This window comes from Ancylobacter sp. WKF20, from assembly GCF_029760895.1.
In the GTDB taxonomy this organism is placed as follows: domain Bacteria; phylum Pseudomonadota; class Alphaproteobacteria; order Rhizobiales; family Xanthobacteraceae; genus Ancylobacter.
The window spans coordinates 3,382,911-3,401,150 of sequence record NZ_CP121679.1 but is presented as its reverse complement, the minus strand read 5'-3'; the positions used below and the strand labels follow the sequence as shown (position 1 = coordinate 3,401,150).

18 protein-coding genes and 1 tRNA gene are annotated in these 18,240 nt (G+C 68.5%); 15 read left to right on the top strand and 4 right to left on the bottom strand.

Annotated elements, in window-relative coordinates:
- Nucleotides 1-54: 54 nt before the first annotated feature.
- The 10 genes from AncyloWKF20_RS15645 (at nucleotide 55) to AncyloWKF20_RS15600 (ending at nucleotide 8,218) form a co-directional block, all read left to right on the top strand.
- Nucleotides 55-537: an MSMEG_0572/Sll0783 family nitrogen starvation response protein gene (locus tag AncyloWKF20_RS15645; RefSeq protein ID WP_279314930.1), complete on the top strand. Its 483-nt coding sequence runs from the start codon at nucleotides 55-57 to the stop codon at nucleotides 535-537.
- Nucleotides 538-664: 127 nt separating this feature from the next.
- Nucleotides 665-1,738, top strand: a complete 1,074-nt coding sequence (locus tag AncyloWKF20_RS15640) for a Nit6803 family nitrilase (RefSeq protein WP_279314929.1) — start codon at nucleotides 665-667, stop codon at nucleotides 1,736-1,738.
- Complete coding sequence (locus tag AncyloWKF20_RS15635; protein WP_279317996.1) at nucleotides 1,656-2,807, top strand: MSMEG_0568 family radical SAM protein; 1,152 nt, start codon at nucleotides 1,656-1,658, stop codon at nucleotides 2,805-2,807. The genes AncyloWKF20_RS15640 and AncyloWKF20_RS15635 overlap by 83 nt, the downstream gene beginning before the upstream one ends.
- Nucleotides 2,804-3,361: an MSMEG_0567/Sll0786 family nitrogen starvation N-acetyltransferase gene (locus tag AncyloWKF20_RS15630; protein ID WP_279314928.1), complete on the top strand. Its 558-nt coding sequence runs from the start codon at nucleotides 2,804-2,806 to the stop codon at nucleotides 3,359-3,361. The genes AncyloWKF20_RS15635 and AncyloWKF20_RS15630 overlap by 4 nt, the downstream gene beginning before the upstream one ends.
- On the top strand, nucleotides 3,358-4,371 hold the full coding sequence (locus AncyloWKF20_RS15625; protein ID WP_279314927.1) for a sll0787 family AIR synthase-like protein: 1,014 nt from the start codon (nucleotides 3,358-3,360) through the stop codon (nucleotides 4,369-4,371). Before AncyloWKF20_RS15630 ends, AncyloWKF20_RS15625 begins: the two co-directional genes overlap by 4 nt.
- The gene (locus AncyloWKF20_RS15620) at nucleotides 4,368-5,546 is read left to right on the top strand and encodes an MSMEG_0565 family glycosyltransferase (protein WP_279314926.1); all 1,179 of its coding nucleotides are present in this window, start codon (nucleotides 4,368-4,370) and stop codon (nucleotides 5,544-5,546) included. The genes AncyloWKF20_RS15625 and AncyloWKF20_RS15620 overlap by 4 nt, the downstream gene beginning before the upstream one ends.
- Nucleotides 5,539-5,826 carry an MSMEG_0570 family nitrogen starvation response protein gene (locus tag AncyloWKF20_RS15615; RefSeq protein ID WP_279314925.1) on the top strand — a complete coding sequence of 96 codons (288 nt, stop codon included), beginning with the start codon at nucleotides 5,539-5,541 and terminating at the stop codon, nucleotides 5,824-5,826. The genes AncyloWKF20_RS15620 and AncyloWKF20_RS15615 overlap by 8 nt, the downstream gene beginning before the upstream one ends.
- 24 nt (nucleotides 5,827-5,850) lie before the next feature.
- Nucleotides 5,851-7,116, top strand: a complete 1,266-nt coding sequence (locus AncyloWKF20_RS15610) for an MSMEG_0569 family flavin-dependent oxidoreductase (protein WP_279314924.1) — start codon at nucleotides 5,851-5,853, stop codon at nucleotides 7,114-7,116.
- Nucleotides 7,113-8,000 (top strand): Pnap_2097 family protein, encoded by an 888-nt coding sequence (locus tag AncyloWKF20_RS15605; protein WP_279314923.1) that lies wholly within the window; start codon nucleotides 7,113-7,115, stop codon nucleotides 7,998-8,000. The genes AncyloWKF20_RS15610 and AncyloWKF20_RS15605 overlap by 4 nt, the downstream gene beginning before the upstream one ends.
- Nucleotides 8,001-8,143: 143 nt before the next feature.
- Nucleotides 8,144-8,218 (top strand) — tRNA-Gly (locus tag AncyloWKF20_RS15600).
- A gap of 137 nt (nucleotides 8,219-8,355) precedes the next feature.
- Here the strand turns inward: AncyloWKF20_RS15600 and AncyloWKF20_RS15595 are convergent.
- The 3 genes from AncyloWKF20_RS15595 to AncyloWKF20_RS15585 all read right to left on the bottom strand — a co-directional run bounded on the left by AncyloWKF20_RS15595 (nucleotide 8,356) and on the right by AncyloWKF20_RS15585 (nucleotide 11,450).
- Nucleotides 8,356-8,913, bottom strand: coding sequence for a flavodoxin family protein (locus AncyloWKF20_RS15595; protein WP_279314922.1), 558 nt, complete (start codon nucleotides 8,911-8,913; stop codon nucleotides 8,356-8,358).
- A 231-nt stretch (nucleotides 8,914-9,144) separates the two neighbouring features.
- The gene (locus AncyloWKF20_RS15590; RefSeq protein ID WP_279314921.1) at nucleotides 9,145-10,263 is read right to left on the bottom strand and encodes an alpha/beta hydrolase; all 1,119 of its coding nucleotides are present in this window, start codon (nucleotides 10,261-10,263) and stop codon (nucleotides 9,145-9,147) included.
- Between the two features lie 293 nt (nucleotides 10,264-10,556).
- Nucleotides 10,557-11,450: a LysR family transcriptional regulator gene (locus tag AncyloWKF20_RS15585; RefSeq protein ID WP_279314920.1), complete on the bottom strand. Its 894-nt coding sequence runs from the start codon at nucleotides 11,448-11,450 to the stop codon at nucleotides 10,557-10,559.
- 388 nt (nucleotides 11,451-11,838) lie between these two features.
- On the opposite strand from AncyloWKF20_RS15585, the gene AncyloWKF20_RS15580 reads away from it, so the two are divergent.
- The 4 genes from AncyloWKF20_RS15580 to AncyloWKF20_RS15565 all read left to right on the top strand — a co-directional run bounded on the left by AncyloWKF20_RS15580 (nucleotide 11,839) and on the right by AncyloWKF20_RS15565 (nucleotide 15,481).
- Nucleotides 11,839-12,189 (top strand): cyclophilin-like fold protein, encoded by a 351-nt coding sequence (locus AncyloWKF20_RS15580; protein ID WP_347710379.1) that lies wholly within the window; start codon nucleotides 11,839-11,841, stop codon nucleotides 12,187-12,189.
- A gap of 112 nt (nucleotides 12,190-12,301) precedes the next feature.
- Nucleotides 12,302-12,604: a hypothetical protein gene (locus AncyloWKF20_RS15575; RefSeq protein WP_279314919.1), complete on the top strand. Its 303-nt coding sequence runs from the start codon at nucleotides 12,302-12,304 to the stop codon at nucleotides 12,602-12,604.
- A 181-nt stretch (nucleotides 12,605-12,785) separates the two neighbouring features.
- Nucleotides 12,786-13,232, top strand: a complete 447-nt coding sequence (locus tag AncyloWKF20_RS15570; protein ID WP_279314918.1) for a 2Fe-2S iron-sulfur cluster-binding protein — start codon at nucleotides 12,786-12,788, stop codon at nucleotides 13,230-13,232.
- Nucleotides 13,233-13,243: 11 nt separating this feature from the next.
- Nucleotides 13,244-15,481, top strand: a complete 2,238-nt coding sequence (locus AncyloWKF20_RS15565; protein ID WP_279314917.1) for a xanthine dehydrogenase family protein molybdopterin-binding subunit — start codon at nucleotides 13,244-13,246, stop codon at nucleotides 15,479-15,481.
- 112 nt (nucleotides 15,482-15,593) lie between these two features.
- Here AncyloWKF20_RS15565 and AncyloWKF20_RS15560 read toward each other — a convergent pair whose 3' ends face one another.
- Complete coding sequence (locus AncyloWKF20_RS15560) at nucleotides 15,594-16,769, bottom strand: MFS transporter (protein WP_279317994.1); 1,176 nt, start codon at nucleotides 16,767-16,769, stop codon at nucleotides 15,594-15,596.
- A gap of 359 nt (nucleotides 16,770-17,128) precedes the next feature.
- Here AncyloWKF20_RS15560 and AncyloWKF20_RS15555 point away from each other — a divergent pair, with 359 nt between their 5' ends.
- On the top strand, nucleotides 17,129-18,196 hold the full coding sequence (locus AncyloWKF20_RS15555; protein ID WP_279314916.1) for an NAD(P)-dependent alcohol dehydrogenase: 1,068 nt from the start codon (nucleotides 17,129-17,131) through the stop codon (nucleotides 18,194-18,196).
- Nucleotides 18,197-18,240: the final 44 nt, after the last annotated feature.

The window sequence follows — 18,240 nt, the reverse complement described above, 5'->3', positions numbered from 1 at the left end:
TCTTCGGCTGTGAGCCGGCAAGCGCCGGTCCCCTGTTCACCTGAGGAGAGCGACATGGCCACCATTACCGTTCCGGCCCACCAGAAGGGCGATGTTCTGGTCGACTATGAGGACAAGAAGTTCGAGGACGTCAAAGCCGCCCCCGGCGAGAAGGCGCTCGTCACCTTCCACACCGTGGCGTTTGAGGGCTCGATCGGCCTCGTCAACCTGCTGCAGGCCTCGCGCCTGATCCAGAAGGGCTTCGAGACCTCGGTGCTGCTCTATGGGCCGGGCGTCACGCTCGGCGTGCAGCGCGGCTTCCCCAAGCTCGGCGACGAGGCGTTTCCCGGCCATCTCAACTTCAACGGCCGCATCGAGAAGATCATCAATGACGGCGGCAAGGTCTATGCCTGCCGCTTCGCCCTGCAGGCGCTCTACGGCCATGGCGAAGGCGCGCTGATCCCCGGCGTCATCCCGATCAGCCCGCTCGACGTGCTCGACATCATCCTCGTCCACCGGCGCGACAACGCCTTCATGCTCCACACGTGGACGCTGTGATCCGGACGCTCTGACGGGTTCCCGTGATCCCGGCCGAGAGCCGGGATCGGATGCCGATGACAGTGCGATCCCGGAACGGCGGCCCTGCCGCCGTCCGGGACGACGGCCAAGGCCAGAGGAGGCCGCAATGGCAGACATGACAGCCCCGGCAAAGCGCATCGTCCGCGCCGCCGCGGTGCAGATCGCGCCGGACCTCGACAGCCTGGAGGGCACGCTCACCCGCGTGCTCGCCGCGCTGGAGGAGGCAGCAGGCAAGGGGGCGCGGCTTGTCGTGTTCCCGGAGACCTTCCTGCCCTGGTATCCCTATTTCTCCTTCGTGCTGCCCCCGGTGCTGACCGGGGCGGAGCATCTGCGGCTCTATGAGCAGGCGGTGCTCGTGCCCGGCCCGGTGACCGAGGCGGTGGCGGCCTCCGCCCGCCGCCTCGGTGTCGTGGTCGTGCTGGGGGTGAATGAGCGCGACCATGGCTCGCTCTACAACACCCAGCTCATCTTCGACGCCGATGGCAGCCTGAAGCTCAAGCGCCGCAAGATCACGCCGACCTTCCATGAGCGGATGATCTGGGGGCAGGGCGACGGCGCCGGCCTCAAGGTGGCCGACACGGCTGTGGGACGCGTCGGCGCGCTGGCCTGCTGGGAGCATTACAACCCGCTCGCCCGCTACGCGCTGATGGCCCAGCACGAGGAAATCCACGTCGCGCAGTTCCCCGGCTCGCTGGTCGGGCCGATCTTCGCCGAGCAGATCGAGGTGACGATCCGTCACCACGCGCTGGAATCGGGCTGCTTCGTGGTCAATGCCACCGGCTGGCTGACCGAGGACCAGATCACCCGCATCTCGCCGGATGAGCGGCTGCGCAAGGCGCTCATCGGCGGCTGCATGACGGCGATCATCTCGCCCGAGGGCAGCCATGTCGTGCCCCCGCTCATCTCCGGCGAGGGCATTCTCATCGCCGATCTCGACATGGCGCTCATCACCAAGCGCAAGCGGATGATGGATTCGGTCGGCCATTACGCCCGGCCGGAACTGCTCAGCCTCAATCTCGACGACCGGCCCGCCGTGCCGCTGCACCGGCAGGCCGCGCCCTTCCTCGCCAGCACCGGGAGTGCGTTCGATGAAGCCGATGGATCCCGCGACCGATCTCCAGCCGATGCCGACGGAGCACCTGATCAACGAGTTGCAGTCCTACGGGGTGCGGCTGGTTGATCCCCGTGCCGGCGCCGAGTCGCGCCGGGGTGGTGCTGGACCGTCCGACCATAAGGCGATGACCATTGACGGCATGACCGTCATGGTCCCCGTCCACACCGCGCCGGCCTTCGAGAGCCCCTATCTGGTGGAGCGGCCCGACGCCTATGGTCGCTCGCGCATCAGCCGCGACGGGCTGGTGCTGGGCGAGGTGTCGTTCCCGCTTCAGCCGAAATTCTACGGCCTCTCCACCGCCGATGGCATTCCCTATTCCAAGATCGCCGTGCTGCATGGGCGCGACGTGCTGGCGACCACGGTGCTGCAAAGCTGCATCCGCTATCAGAGCCGCACCAAGACCTGCCAGTTCTGCGCCATCGGCCAGTCGCTGGCGGCCGGCCGCACCATCGAGCGCAAGACCCCCGCCCAGCTCGCGGAAGTCGCCAAGGCGGCGGTGGAGCTTGATGGCGTCAAGCACATGGTGATGACCACCGGCACCCCGCCGGGCAAGGACCGTGGCGCGGCGATCCTCACCGAGAGCGTCGCGGCGGTGAAGGCGGCGGTGGACCTGCCGATCCAGGTGCAGTGCGAGCCGCCCGATGACGATGCCTGGTTCGGCCGGATGTTCGCGGCGGGGGCGGACGCGCTCGGCATGCATCTGGAAGCGGTGAGCGAGCCGGTGCGGCAGACGATCATGCCCGGCAAGGCGCAGGTGTCGGTGGAACGCTACTTTGAGGCGTTCGCCGCCGCCGTGCCGGTGTTCGGGCGCGGGCAGGTCTCGACCTATATCCTCGCCGGGCTCGGCGACACGCGCGAGGAGATCCTCGCCATCTGCGACCGGCTGACCAAGATCGGCGTCTATCCCTTCGTCGTGCCCTTCGTGCCGATTTCCGGCACGCCGCTGGAAAGCCACCCGACGCCCACGCCGGCCTTCATGAATTCCATCCTCGGCCCGCTCTCGGGCATGCTGCTGGCGACCGGGCTGAAATCCATCGACGCCAAGGCCGGCTGCGCCAAATGCGGCGCATGCTCGGCGCTCTCCACCTATGAGCGCCGGGGCAGTATGGCCGGCGCGATGGGGGGCTGCGCATGATGTATGGGCCCTTCGACGCCTTCCGCGCCGCCGATTTCCAGGTGAAGTTCGCCACCGCCACCTGGGAGAAGCGCGGCGCCGCGCGTCTGCGCCATGAAGTGTTCTGCGAGGAGCAGGGCCTGTTCGCGGGCGACGACCGTGACGCCATCGACGCCGTCGCCATTCCCATCGTCGCCGTTTCCATGCTCGGGCTGGTGGCCGACGATGTGGTCGGCACGGTGCGCATCCATGAAGCCGAGCCCGGCCTGTGGTGGGGCTCGCGCCTCGCCGTGGCGGAAGGCTATCGCAAGGTCGGGCCGCTCGGCGCGGCGCTGATCCGGCTTGCCGTGTCCTCCGCCCATGCGCGCGGCTGTACCCGCTTCCTTGCCCATGTGCAGAGCCAGAACGGCCTGCTGTTCCGCCGGCTGCACTGGAACATCGTCGAGGAGAAGGAGCTCCATGGCCGCCCGCATCTGCTCATGCAGGCGGACCTCGCTCATTATCCGCCGATCCTCGATGCCGAGACCGGCTTCCACGCGCTGGCGCGGGCAGGCAGCGTGCGGAGGGCGGCATGAGCGCGCGCGGGGGCTTGCCGCTCGGCCCGGATGCCTTTGCCGGCATCGTCGCCAAGTTGCGGGCGTCGGCCGGCATGGCGGCCAAGGCCGATATCGCGCTCGCCGCCGCGCGGCTGGGGATCGGCGGCACGAGTGACATACGGGTGGGCGACGACTGTGCCGCCATTCCCGATGGCGAGGGCTGGCTGCTTCTCGCCATTGAAGGCTTCATGAACGAGTTCGTCGCCGGCGATCCGTGGTTCGCCGGCTGGTGCGGGGTGATGGTCAACCTCTCCGACATCGCCGCCATGGGCGGGCGCCCGCTCGCCGTGGTCGATGCGGTATGGGCGAAGGGCGAGGAGGAGGCGTCGCCGGTTCTGGCGGGCCTGCGCGCGGCGTCGGAGCGCTTCGGCGTCCCCGTCGTCGGCGGCCACACCAATCTCAAGACCGATCGCGGCCAGCTCTCCGTTGCCATTCTCGGGCGGGCGAAGCGCCTGCTGACTTCCTTCGACGCGCAGCCGGGCGAGACGCTGATCGCCGCCATCGATCTGCGCGGGCGCTACCGCGAACCGTTCTCCAACTGGGAAGCCGCCACCGACGCTCCGGCCGAGCGGCTGCGCGGCGACCTCGCTTTGCTGCCCGAGATCGCCGAGGCCGGCCTCTCCCGCGCCGCCAAGGACATCAGCCAGGGCGGCGTGGTCGGCACCAGCGCTATGCTGGCGGAAGCCTCGGGCGTGGGGATCGAGATCGACCTTGCCCGCGTGCCGGCGCCGGAGGGGGTGGACCCGGCGCGTTGGCTGATGAGCTTCCCGAGCTACGGTTACCTACTCACCGCCACCCCCGATAATGAGCCGGCTATTTGTCAGGCCTTTCAGGCGCGCGGCATCGCCGCTGTAGCTATTGGCCGGGTCACCGCGGATCGGCGCGTCACCGTGTTGAACGGCGCGGCGCGCGAGACCATCTGGGATTTCGCCGCCCGCCCGCTCATCGGCTGCGGTCCCCTGGCACCCCGCGCGGAGGATGCGGCATGAGTGCCTCCCGCCCGCTGCGCATCGCCATCCTCGCCCATTCCACCAACCCGCGCGGCGGCGTCGTCCATGCGCTGGAGCTGGGCGACGCGCTGACCCGGCTCGGCCATGAGGCGGTGGTCCACGCGCCGGATGCCAAGGGCGCCGGCTTCTTCCGCCCGACGCTGTGTGGAACGGTCAGCGTGCCCGCCTCGCCGGTTGGCGCGGATGTGACGGAGATGGTGCGCATCCGCATGGCCGATTACATCCGCCATTTCGAGGCCCCCGCGCACCGGCGGTTCGATGTCTTCCACGCGCAGGACGGCATTTCCGGCAATGCGCTGGCGACGCTGACGGAGCGCGGCCTCATCCCCGGTTTCGCCCGCACGGTGCATCACGTCGACAGCTTCCGCGACCCGGCGCTGGCCGAGCTTCAGCGCCGCGCCATCGTCACGGCGGACCGACATTTCGCGGTGAGCCATCTCTGGCAGGACAAGCTCGCCGTCCTGTTCGGCCTGGCGCCCGATCTCGTCGGCAACGGCATCGACACGGCGCGCTTCACTCCGCTGCCGGATGGCCGGGAGGCGGGGCTCGCCCGCACGCTCGGCCTCGGCGGCGGTCCCATCATCCTCAGCGTCGGCGGCGTGGAGGAGCGCAAGAACACGCTCGCCATGCTGGAGGGCTTCATCCAGCTGCGCGCACTCCACCCGCGCGCGCAGTTCGTCATCGCCGGCGGCGCGAGCGTACTGGACCATCACGCCTATCAGGCGGAATTCGCCGCGCGCCTTGCCGCCTCCGGCCTGCCCGGTGACGCGGTGATCCGCACCGGCGCGCTGGCGCAGGCCGACATGCCCGCCCTCTACCGCCTCGCCGATGTGCTGGCCTTCGCCTCGCTCAATGAAGGCTTCGGCCTCGTCGCCCTGGAGGCGATGGCCTGCGGCGTCCCCACCGTCGTCTCGCGCATCGCGCCCTTCACCGAGCATATCGGCGAGGACGAGACGGTCTGGTGCGACCCGAAGAGCCCCGCCTCCATCGCCAATGCGCTGGCCGCCGCCTTGAGCCCGGAACTCGCCAACCGTCTCGCCGCGCAGGGTCCGCGCGCGGCGGCCCGGCATGACTGGCTCACCGTCGCCCGCGCCCACCTTCCCGCCTACCGCGCCCTCGCTGCGGCTGCCCCTGCGGAGCTTCACCATGCCTGAGATGACCTTCACCATCCGCTGGCCCGATGGCACGCGCGAGCCGTGCTACTCGCCTTCGCTCATCATCAAGGACTATCTGACGCCGGGCGAGACCTATGCGCTCGACGATTTCCTCGCCCGCTCCCGCACGGCGCTGATGATCGCCAGCGAGCGGGTGGAGGCGAAATACGGCTTCCCCTGCTCACGCGCCCTCGGGCAGCTCGCCCGGCTGGAAAACGCCGGCCGCTCTTTTTCCACGCAATCGGAGGCCCGCGTCGCCGTCGAATCCTTCGACGCGTGAGCGCCGCCTCGCGGAGACACCCGCATGAATGAGAACCGCATCGAGCATCATCCGGTCGTCATCGTCGGCGGCGGCCAGGCGGGGCTGTCGGCCTCCTATCATCTGCGCCAGCGCGGCATCGGTCATCTCGTGCTGGAGAAGAACCGGGCGATGCACGCCTGGGAGAGCCAGCGCTGGGACAATTTCTGTCTGGTGACGCCCAACTGGCAATGCGACCTGCCCGGCCATCCCTATGATGGGCCGGAGCCGGACGGCTTCATGAAGAAGGATGAGATCCGCGCCTATCTCGCCGGCTTCCGCGCCAAGGTTGACCCGCCGATCCGCGAGGGGGTGAGCGTGCGCCGCGTCGCGCCGCGCGCCGAGGGCGGCTTCCTCATCTCAACCAGCGCCGGCGACTTCAGCGCCGATCATGTGATTGCGGCGTCCGGCGGCTATCACGAGCCGATCATTCCGCGCATGGCCGAGCGCCTGCCCGCCTCCATCGCCCAGATCCACTCGGCGCAGTACCGCAACGCCGACCAGCTGCCGCCCGGCGCGGTGCTGGTGGTCGGTTCCGGTCAGTCCGGCGCGCAGATCGCCGAGGATCTCCACCTCGCCGGCCGCAAGGTGCATCTGGCGGTGGGGGACGCGCCGCGCTGCGCCCGCTTCTACCGAGGCCGGGACGTCGTCACCTGGCTCGCGGATATGGGCTATTACGACATGCCAGTGGAGAAGCACCCGCTGCGCGAGGGCGTGCGCGACAACACCAACCATTACGTCACCGGCCGCGATGGCGGGCGCGACATCGACCTGCGCAAATTCGCGCGCGAGGGCATGGAGCTGTATGGCGTGCTGCGCGATTTCGACGGCGGTTCGCTGCTGTTCGAGGAAAACCTCCGGCAGGCCTTGGATGATGCCGACCGCACCTATAACGGCATCAACGCCGCCATCGACAAGCACATCACTGACAACGCCATCGCGGCGCCGCCGCCCAGCGTCTACACGCCGGTGTGGGAGCCGCCGGCCGAGCGCGGCACGCTCGATCTCGCCGGCTCGGGGATCACCGCCATTGTCTGGTGCATCGGCTTCCGCCCGGATTTCCGCTGGCTGGACGCGCCCGTCTTCAACGGCGCGGGCCACCCGCAGCACCGGCGCGGCGTGACGGCGCGCGAGGGGCTCTACTTCCTTGGCCTGCCCTGGCTGCACACCTGGGGTTCCGGCCGCTTCGGCAGCGTGGGACGCGACGCGGCCTTCCTCGTCGATCATATCGCCGCGCAGCTCGCCCGCGCCGGGCAGGACAGCGCGGCATGAACCGACCACTGGGGCCGCTGGAGCTCGACGAGGCCATCCCTGCCGCCGCCCCAGGCCACCTCGCGCGTGAGGTGACGGGCGAGGTCTCGCTCATCCTCGGCATGCCGCAGCTCTCGCTGGCCGGCCTCTCGGAGAGCTGGCTGCTCAAGGAGCTCGGCCATCGCCACTGGATGCTGCTGGCGGAGATGGCCGGGCGCGCCGTGCCGGATTTCCGCGATGGCGACGGGGCGCCGGTCTATGCCGCCTTCTGCGCGCTGTCGGTCGCCCAGGCCGCCTTCGATGCGCTGGGGGAGAATGACCGTCTGGTCATCCGCTCCAGCCTGCGGCGCATCTCCCGCACCCAATGCGCCAGCCGACACCGCCTGCTGCGGCAGGGCGTCTGTCTCGGCGAGATCGAACTGGTCTCGGTCTTCGTCCGGCGCGGCAGCGGCGGGAGCAACCATGCCGTCGCCCGCGTGGCGCTGGACGGCTTCCCGCCCGTGATCGACGCACCGAACGAGCTTGCCACCCGCGCGGCGGATCTGCGGGCGGGCCGGCTGGGCACGCATTTCGGCTTTGATCTCGCGAGCCTGGAAGGGGAGGGCCGATTCGAGATCGACCCCTGCCCGGCGCAGGATTTCAACGGCGCGGGCTTTCTCTACTTCTCCAGCTTCGTCGGTTTTCTCGACCGGGCGGAGTGGCATCTCGACGGCCGCCGCGCGCCGCGTGCCGTCACGCGTCGACGCGAGGTGTTCTTTCACGGCAATGTCGATCCCGGTGAGCGGATCCTCGTGCGCTGGCTCGCGGCGCGGCGCGGGGAGGGCGTTCTGGTGCATCGCTGCCGGCTGGAGCGGGCAAGCGACGGGGCGCGCCTTGCCGACGCCTTCACCGAGCGGGCGGTGTGAGCGACCCGCGGGGAGTTTTCCACCGGCCGTCATCGGCCGGTGAGAAAAGCTGAAAAACCCCGTTGCAATCCGCCCGAGGCTGGGGCATAGAGACGGCCCGTTCGGGGGCGCCGGCAAGACCGGAGCTTCAGAACACGGAGCGAGCGGGTGTAGCTCAGGGGTAGAGCACAACCTTGCCAAGGTTGGGGTCGTGGGTTCGAATCCCATCGCCCGCTCCAATTTTCCAAAAGAAAATCAGACGTATAGCAAGCGCCCCTCGGGGCGCTTTCTGCGTTGGTTCGTCCGCGAGCCGCGGCCGGATGTGATCGGCGCTCTCATCCGGCCGCGTCCGGCGTGGAATTTCCCGATGGGGCGATCAGGCCCTGCCCTTAAGGAACTGCGCCGTGACCTCGGCGACACGCTGGCCGAGATAGGCCGCGGTCCGCAGGTCGCTGTCGATGGGGGTCAGCTCTGCCGGCGCGTCGTCCGACTGCGCCATCGCACCGAGCCAACTACCGAGACGGTTCAGGTCGTTCTGGGTCTTGCCGGGAAAGATATCGAGGCCGACCCAGATCATGCCGTGCTGGGCGGCGAAAAGCGCCAGAGACACCAGGGCGTTGAGCTTGTCGCCGTGAACGGCACCGGAATTTGTGAAGCCGGCAGCGATCTTGTTGCGCCAGGCCTGTGGCATCCAGGCGGTGCCAGTTGAATCTTCCATGAACCTCTTCAGGCGCGCGGAGATGAGGCCGTTATAGGTCGGCGATCCGAAGATGATGGCGTCGCTGGCGGCCAGCGCGGCCCAGTCGACGGGGCCGTCGGCCACGGCGAAAAGGGTTGCCTTGGCCCCAGGCACCCGGGCGACGCCCTCCGCCACATGGCGGGCGAGCTTGGCGGTGTGGCCATAGCCACTATCAAACACGATGGCGATGTTCATTGAGACGGGTCTTTCGTTGAAACGCGACCGCGGTTCGCAGCTTGGCGACGGCGGCGGATTACGGTCTGCTGCGGCGTCGTGCGGGAGCGCCGTCGCACAGCCCGGAGCGTCGTATTCGTCATCGGACGATGGCAGATGCCGCGCTCCCGTCCGATGAACTGATGGAGCGATCGGCCCGAGAGGCGCCCGGAGGCGCGCCGCCGAGAGCTGTCCCTGATGCGAGCGTCCCGCTCAGGCGGACAGATGCTGGCTGAAGAAGCTCGTCAGCTTGTCGAAGGGGATGAGATCCACGCGGTCGTACAGATCGACGTGACCGGCACCGGCCACCCAGATCAGTTCCTTCGGTTCGGCGGCCCGCCTGTAGGCATCTTCGCTGAACTCGCGCGAATGCGCTTGGTCGCCGCTGATGAACAGCATCGGACGCGGGGAGATCGTTTCGATGTCGTTGAAGGGATAGAAATTCATGAACTTCACATTGCTGGTCACCGTCGGCTTCGTCGTCCGAAGCGGGGACGCGCCGGCCGGGGTGACCTCGCCGCGCGGCGTGCGGTAAAAATCGTAGAACTCGCGCTGGATCGGGTGGGTGTCAGCGGTGAGCACGAGATCGGTGCCGCCGGCGACCGCGACCTCCCCGCCTTCGAACTCCGCATAGCGCTGATCGGCGGCGGCGGCGATGATGGCCTTGCGCTGCTCCAGGGTCAGCGAATGGTTCAGCGCGTTCCGGTTGGCGGCGCCCATGTCGTACATCGAGACGGTCGCGACCGCGCGGAGCCGCGGGTCGATTTTCGCGGCGCTGATGGCGAAGCTGCCCGAACCGCAGATGCCGATGACGCCGATGCGGTTGCGGTCGACGAAGGCTTGGGTGCCGAGATAGTCGGTAGCGGCGCTGAACGCCTCGGCATAGAGATCCGGCGAGACCATGTTGCGCGGCTCGCCGGCGCTCTCGCCCCAGAAGGGCAGGTCGATGGCGAGAGTCACGAAGCCCTGTTCGGCCATCTTCGTCGCGTAGAGCGTCGCGCTCTGTTCCTTCACCGCCCCCATAGGATGGCCAACGATGATCGCGGGGTTGCGGGCGCTGCGGTTGATGTCCTTCGGCACGATCAGGTTGCCGGCGACATCCATCCGGTACTGGCTCTTGAAGATAACTTTTTGCAGCGTGACCCTGTCGCTGGTGTAGAAATTCGCCGCGCCGCGCGACATGTCCTGCGCGGTCGCCTCGGTGGTATCCAGCAGGGAGGTGAGACCGACGGCGGCGAGGCCAGCACCGGCGACCTTCAGCATCGTGCGGCGATCAAGGCTGTCATCCCGAGGCGTAGGGGCGGTCGGCGCTTTATCAGTGGAGGTAGTCATGGCGTGTCTCCATCACGTTGAACCTGGCGTGGGATGGAGTGTGAGGAGGGTGGCCCCGTGCCACTAGTCGTTCGATAACGCGCGTCGTTATGAGCTCCTCTCATCAATTGCATCGGTCATTCGCCGACATGGTGGTCTGAGGCCCGCTCCATTTCCGCCCTATGGTGGGCCGAGAGCGTAGACGTTCAGGCGATCGCCAGCGTCAGGCTGCGCCGAGCAGTGCATGCGCGACGCGGCCGGTATCGACTGCGTCGAGAAAGACGGGCACGTCATCAAGCCAGAGACGGCGCGCCTCACGTGCGGTGGCGCAGGGCTTCGACAAGCGCCACGAAGGCCGGCGAGGATTGGCGGCGGCTGGGGTAGTAGAGATAGAAGCCGTCCCAATAGGCGCACCAATCCTCCAGCACGGGAATGAGCCTACCGGCGCTGATGTGATCGCGCGCGATCTCCTCCGGCACAAAGCCAAGGCCGGCGCCGCCAAGGGCCGCGTCCAGCACGTGGAAGATGTTGCTGAAGGCCACTTGGCCGTCCACGCGGATCTTGAGCTCTCGGCCGTCCTTCTCGAACTCCCAGGCCCAGAGGCCGCCTGAGGTCTGGAAGCGGTAATTGATGCAGCGGTGCTGGACGAGTTCCTCGGGGTGCGAGGGCCGCGGATGCGCGGCGAAATAGCCGGGCGAACCCACGACGGTGAAACGAAAATCCGGCCCGATGCGGGCGGAGATCATGTCCTTGGCGAGTTGCTCGCCCATGCGCACACCGGCATCGAAGCGTTCCGTCACGATATCGGTCAGCCCGTTATCGAGGGTGAGTTCGACTTTGATGTCGGGAAATCGGGGCAGGAAGCTCTGGATTTTCGGCCAGAGAACGCTGCTGATGGCGTAATCCGAGGCGCTGATGCGGATGGTGCCGGCGGGCTTGTCGCGCAGCGCATTCAGCGCGTCGACTTGGGCTTCGATCTCGTCGAAATGTGGCCCGATGCCCTCCAGCAGGCGCTCGCCGGCCTCCGTGGGCGAGACGGCCCGGGTGGTGCGCGTCAGCAGGCGAACGCCGAGGCGCGCCTCGAGCTGGCGGATGGTGTGGCTCAGCGCCGATTGCGAGACGCCCATGCGCGCGGCGGCGCGCGTGAAGCTGCGCTCCCGCGCCACGGCGATGAAGGCCAGCAGGTCATTGATGTTCTCGCGCGCCATCCATGAACCCTCATCATAAGAGAGGGTCTATTGTACCTCATGAATGCAAGGTAGGAAGCGGCGTCGCGGGCGTTGGCGATGATCCGGCGGTCACGAGCCTATTACCCGTCATGGCGGATGACGCGGGGCTCGATTGATGACCGGCGCTCATATCTCCATGCCGAAGCCAGCCTCTAATCCAGCGCCGCCTCCGCCGTTAGATTGAGGGTCGGAACAACCGGGAGGCTGGCCGTCCCCGCTGCGCAGGGGCGGTCGTGCCGTGGAGAGGCAAACCGTGACGAGGGTGATGACGCGCCGGCGAGCGTTGGGGCTGGTTGCCATGGGTGTCGCCATGCCGCTTGCGGCCGGCGCACGCCCCGCGCTTGGCCAGGTCGCGGAGAGAGCGTTCATGAAAGTCGACTTCGCCTTTGACCAACACGCCTTCACCGCGACGCTGTTCGACACGCCGGCGGCGCGTGAGTTCGCCGCGATGCTGCCGCTCGATCTGGTGATCGACGACTACGCGACCAATGAGAAGATCGCCTATCTGCCGTGCAAGCTCACCGAGGCCGGGAGTGGGCCGTTCGCCGAAGAGGCGCCCGGCGACCTCGCCTATTACGCGCCCTGGGGCAATCTCGTCTTTTATTACGCCGGCTATCGCTATTCCCCCGGCCTGATCCGGCTGGGGCGGCTTGAGGGCGGGGTGACGCCGCTGCTGACACGCGGGCGCTTCCCGCTGACCGCCACGGCGCGGCGCTGAGCGCCACCCGCTCACATCTCGGCGAGCGGCGTGCGAACGCCGCCGCGCATACGTAGATGGGCGGGATCGACATTTTCGGCTGGGGGGCCACTCACCACGGATGAGAAAAACCATGTCCTATGAACCCGACCGCTATGTCATCGACGGCCGGCGCATCGGCACGAGCTATCTGCTCGCGGCCATCGTGCTCGCGGCCGTTTTCGTCCAGTGCTTCCCCAACAGCGCGGCGGGCGACCGCGTGGCGCAGGATGTCGGCGCCCCCGTCGTGGTCGTCGCGCCCGGCCGCCACGATGACGATGCGTCGGTGGCCGCCGGTCTCGCGGCGGACGAGGATATGTCCGGCTCCGGCATGAACCGCGCCAGGACGACCCTCTGCGCCGGGGCGGTGGAGCGCGTGGTTGTCAGCCCGCTCTGACCGCCCATTCATGAGCGTGGCTCATCGCGACAAGCAAGGCGGGCCTCTAATGCGCCGGCCAGTCACCGCGTAGATTTGGAACCAGACCAAACGGAAGCCATGACGGCGATCGCGTGGGTGTTGGCCTCGCGCAGGCCGCGCCGCACGGACGGTCTTGCGCCCTCTTGCACGGAGACTGACGGTGGACCTCACCATCAATGGACAGACGCACCGCCTCGACAGCGAGCCCGATACGCCGCTGCTCTGGGTGCTGCGCGATGAACTCGGGCTTACCGGCACCAAATATGGCTGCGGCCTCGCTCAGTGTGGTGCCTGCACCGTGCTGGTGGATGGCCAGCCGACCCGCTCCTGCGTGACGCCGGTCGACGCGGTCGCGGGCAGCCAGATCATGACCATCGAGGCGGTGACGCAGGATCCGGTGGGGCAGAAGGTCGTTGAAGCCTGGGTGTCGCAGCAGGTCGCGCAATGCGGCTATTGCCAGTCTGGCCAGGTGATGGCGGCGACCGGGCTGCTCAAGCAGACCCCAAAGCCCAGCGACGAGGATATCGCCGCCGCCATGGTCAATCTGTGCCGCTGCGGCACCTATAACGCGATCGCCGCCGCCGTCCGGCACGCGGCGCAGGCGTGAGGAGCGGCGCGATGAACGAGATGAGCCCCCTCCCCACCGTCCCGCCGGAAGCCGTGCCGCTCAACCTGTCGCGGCGCAGCTTTCTGGGTGCCTCGCTCGGCGCGCTGGTGCTGGGCGTCGCCCTGCCGGCGGGCGGACGTGCCGTCGCCCAGGAAGCGCCCGCCATCGTGCCGGGCACGCGGGTCAACGCCTATATCCAGATCCGCCCGGACAGCACGGTGCTGTTCCGCAGCGCCTTCATCGAGGGCGGGCAGGGCATCTTCACCGCCATGGCGCAGATCGTCGGCGAGGAGCTCGATGTCGATCCCGCGCAATTCGTGGTGGAAGGCGCGCCGCCCGGTCCCGACTACACGCTGATCGGCGGCTACCGCTTCACCGGCGGCAGCATGTCGGTGCGCATGAGCTATGAGACGATGCGCAAGCTTGGCGCCGCCGCGCGCCGGATGCTGCTGCAGGCCGCCGCCACCCAGCTCGGCGTGCCGATGGCGGAGCTCTCGACGCAGCCCGGCCTGGTGATTCACACCGCGTCCAACCGCTCGATCCCCTATGGCGATCTCGCCACCGCCGCCGCGGCGCTCCCGGTGCCGGCGGATGTCCCGCTGCGGTCCCGCGCCGATTTCCGCTGGATCGGCAAGCCGGTGGCCCGGATCGACATCCGCGACAAGTCGACCGGCAAGGCGACCTACGCCATCGACCTGAAGGTCGAGGGCATGCTGCAGGCTGTCGTCCAGCATGCGCCGCGGCTCGGCCAGGAGCCCGCTGCCCTCGCTAATGAGGCCGAGGTCAGGGCGATGCCCGGCGTCCACTCGGTTCACCGTCTGCCAGGGGCGGTCGCGGTGCTCGCCTCCAGCTGGTGGCGCGCCCGCCGCGCGGTCGAGGCGCTTCAGGTGAGCTGGGACGAGGCGAAGCCCGACAGCTCGGCCCGCGTCATGCCGGCGGACTATTCCTCGCAAAAGCACCGCGCCGATCTCCAGTCGCGCAGGGGCGAGGGTCTTGCCTTCGAGACCCACGGCGATATCGGCCCGGCACTGGCAGGCGCTGCCCGCATCGTCGAGGCCAGCTTCGATGCGCCGCATCTTTCCCATGCGCAGCTCGAGCCGCCCTCGGCCATTGCCCGGTTCAACGCGGATGGAGCGCTTGAGGTCTGGGCGCCCAACCAGGCGCCGGAGATGTTTCAGGCCGATGCGGCCAAGGTCGCCGGTCTTCCGCCCGAAAAGGTCATCATCCACTCGCCGATCCTCGGCGGCTTCTTCGGCCGGCACTTCCTCTACCAGACCGCCAATCCCTACCAGCAGGCGATCCGGCTGGCGAAAGCCACGGGACGGCCGGTCAAGGTGATCTGGTCGCGCGAGGAGGAGTTCCTGCGCGATGCGTTCCGGCCGATGAGCGTCGCCCGCTTCCGCGCCGGCCTCGACGCCAGCGGCCTGCCGGTCGCGTTGAGCGCGGTGGCTGTCGGCGAGGGCGCCACCGGCCGCTGGTTCGGTCGCGCGGCCGACAAGGTCGACAGTTCGGCCGTGGAAGGCATCGCCGGCAAGGTCTACGCGATCCCGAACCGCCGTGTCGGCCATATCCATGTCGATGATCCCACCATCATCGGCTTCTGGCGCTCGGTCGGGCATTCGATGAACGACTTCTTCTACGAGACGTTCTTCGACGAGATGGCCGATGCCGGCAAGCAGGATCCCTATGAGCTGCGCCGGCGCCTGCTGGCGGACAGCCCGCGCCATCGCAACCTCATTGAGGCAGTGGCGGCGCTTTCCGGCGGCTGGAAGCGTGGTCCCTTCACCGCCGAGGACGGCACGCGCCGGGCGCGCGGCGTCGCCATGGCCTCGCCCTTCGGCAGCGAGGTCGCGACCATCGCCGAGGTGTCGCTGAGGGACGGCGAGGTCGTCGTCCACCATGTCTGGGTGGCGATCGACCCGGGCAGCATCGTCAATCCGGCAATCATCGAGGCGCAGGTGAATTCGGCGGTGGCGCTCGGGCTCTCCTCCGCCCTGCTCGAAGAGGTGATCTACGAGAATGGCGTGCCGCGTGCCCGCAACTATGACGGCTACCCGATCCTGTCGCCCGACCGGATGCCGAAGGTGCATGTCCGCATCCTCGAGAGCGGCGCGCCCATGGGCGGCATTGGCGAACCGGGCCTGCCGGGGGTGCCGCCGGCGGTGGTGAACGCGGCCTCGGTGCTCACCGGCCAACGCATCCGCAGCCTGCCGCTCTCGCGCGCCAAGCTCACGGGAACTGCGGGCTGAGCTCTCTCCGGCTTTCGGTGCCAAAGCCCCGCGAACATCGGCACCGGAAGATGCAGCCGCCCCCGTCGCTACGAGGGCGGCTGCCGCTTTTTGGTCACCCCGGCCGAGGCGCTCAGCTCGTGGCCGAGGCGCGTCGGCCGGTGAGCAGGGCCAGCACGGCGGCGATCAGCAAAATCCCGGCGGCGGCACCGAAGGTCGCTGCATAGCCGCTCGTGTCGAACAGCAGGCCGCCGAGCGTGGCGCCCAGCGTGATGGCGAACTGGACCATGGCAACCATCAGCCCGCCGCCGGCCTCCGCATCGCGCGGCAGCGTCCGCGCCAGCCAGGTCCACCAGCCGACCGGCGCCGAGGTGGCGAGCAGGCCCCAGACACCGAGCAGGCCGGCGGTAGCGATCAACGACGTGCCGAACCCGATCAGCGCCGCCGCGATGAGGGCCATCATCGCGGGAATGACGATGAGCGTGCGGTAGAGCCCCGTCTTCACGAAGCGCTCGATCAGCAGCGTGCCGATGACGCCGGTGACCCCGATCAGCAGCAGCAGGAGCGAGAGGGTCGTGAGGTCCGCTCGCGTCACCGTTTCGAGGAACGGCCGCAGATAGGTGAACAGGGTGAACTGCCCCATGAAGAACAGGCTCATCGCCGCCATGCCATAGGCGACGACCGGCCGGCGCAGCAGGCGGAAGACGTGCCCGGAACCCGGTGACGGTGCGACCCGCATCGTGGGCAGGCTGGCGGCCTGCCAGAAAAACACCAGCGCGGCGATCGGCACGACGCAGAAGAACGCCCCGCGCCAGCCGATGACCCCACCGAGGAAGCTCCCGAGCGGCGCCGCGACCACGGTCGCCAGCGCGTTGCCGCCATTGAGGATGGCCAGCGCGCGCGGCAGCTGAGGGCTGGGCACGAGCCGCATCGCGGTCGCCGCCGACATCGACCAGAAGCCGCCAATGACGATGCCGATCAGCGCGCGCCCGATCATCAGCACGGTGTAGGTCGGGGCGGTGGCGACGATGATGCCGGAGAGGATCATCAGGCCGGTGAGGATCAGTAGGAGGATCTTGCGGTCCAGCCCGCCGGCGATGGCGGTGATGAACAGGCTCGTCACCACGGCGAAGGCGCCGGAAACGGCGATGGCCTGCCCGGCCTGCCCTTCGGTGACGCGCAGTTCGGTGGCGATGGGGGTGAGCAGGCTCACCGGCATGAATTCGGAGGCGATGAGCGTGAAGACGCAGAGCGAGAGCGCGAAGACCGCGCCCCAGTTCGCGGCAGGGGAGACCGTCGCCTCCGCCATGCCGTCGGCGACAGGCGTATCGTGGGTCAGCATGATGATTCCAGTGAAGTGGGCGCGCGCGCCAGTCGCCACGGAGCAACAGCGTGGCGGGAGGCGCGGCCTGCGGGATGGATCGAGGCTAGGGGGCAGCCGGGCCGGGGACTACCGGCCGGAGGGCGCATGGCGTGATGAGGGAGCCTCATCAATCGCCGGCCATCGCGCGCAAACTCGCATGCGCGGCTTCCATTGATGAACGCCCTTCATGAGAGCTAGCGTCGCGGCGGCTCTACTCGTGACGGGCGGCGCGCCCTAATTCAGGTGCGGTATCCCGGCGCCGCGCCTCTGCGGCGGCGCGGCCCGGCACAGCACAGGAGAAGCCCATGAAGACCGTTGGCTATGCGGCGCGCTCGGAGACGACCCCGCTCAGTTCCTATGATTTCGAGCGGCGTGAACTCCGGCCCAACGATGTGGCGATGGAGGTGCTGTTCTGTGGCGTTTGCCATTCGGACCTGCATCAGGCGCGCAATGACTGGGGCTGGAGCCGCTACCCGCTGGTGCCCGGCCACGAGATCATCGGCCGCGTGACCGCCGTCGGAAATGAGGTCAAGCGTTACGCGGTCGGCGACCATGTGGCGGTGGGCTGCCTCGTCGATTCCTGCCAGAGCTGCGACCAGTGCCGGAAAGGCCTCGAGCAGCTCTGCCGCAAGGGGCCGGTGCAGACCTATAGCGACACTGACCGCTTTTCCTGCGAGCCGACCGCGCCGACCCAGGGCGGCTATTCCAAGCATCTGGTGACGCGCGAGGAATTCGTGCTGCGCGTGCCGGAAGGGCTGGACCTTTCCAAGGCCGCGCCGCTGCTCTGCGCCGGCATCACCACCTATTCGCCGCTGCGCACTTGGAATGTCGGGCCGGGTAGCCGCGTCGGCGTGGTCGGTCTCGGCGGGCTCGGCCATATGGCGGTCAAGCTCGCCACCGCCATGGGCGCGGACGTCACGGTGCTCAGCCGCACCAGGGACAAGGAAGCCGACGCGCTGGCGCTGGGCGCCGACCGCCTGCTGGTGTCGAGCGACGCGCAGGCCATGGCGCAGGCCGCCAGCAGCTTCGATCTCATCATCGACACCGTGCCGGTGAAGCACGACATCAACCCCTATGTGCCGCTGCTCGATGTCGACGCGACGCTAGTGCTGGTCGGCCAGATCGGCCCGCTGGCCGAGCCGAGCACCGTGCCACTGCTGCTCGGCCGGCGCCGCATCGCCGGCTCGCCAATTGGCGGTATCGCGGAAACGCAGGAGATGCTGAACTTCTGCGCCAAGGCCGGCGTTCTGCCCGATGTCGAGATGATCCGCATGGAGGACATCAACGCGGCGTTCGAGCGGCTGGAAAAGGCCGATGTGCGCTATCGTTTCGTCATCGACATGGCCTCGCTTCCGCTTCCTGAGGCGGCCTGAAATCCCTTCCCTGACCGTCGGCGGGCCATCGCCGGCGGTCCTTC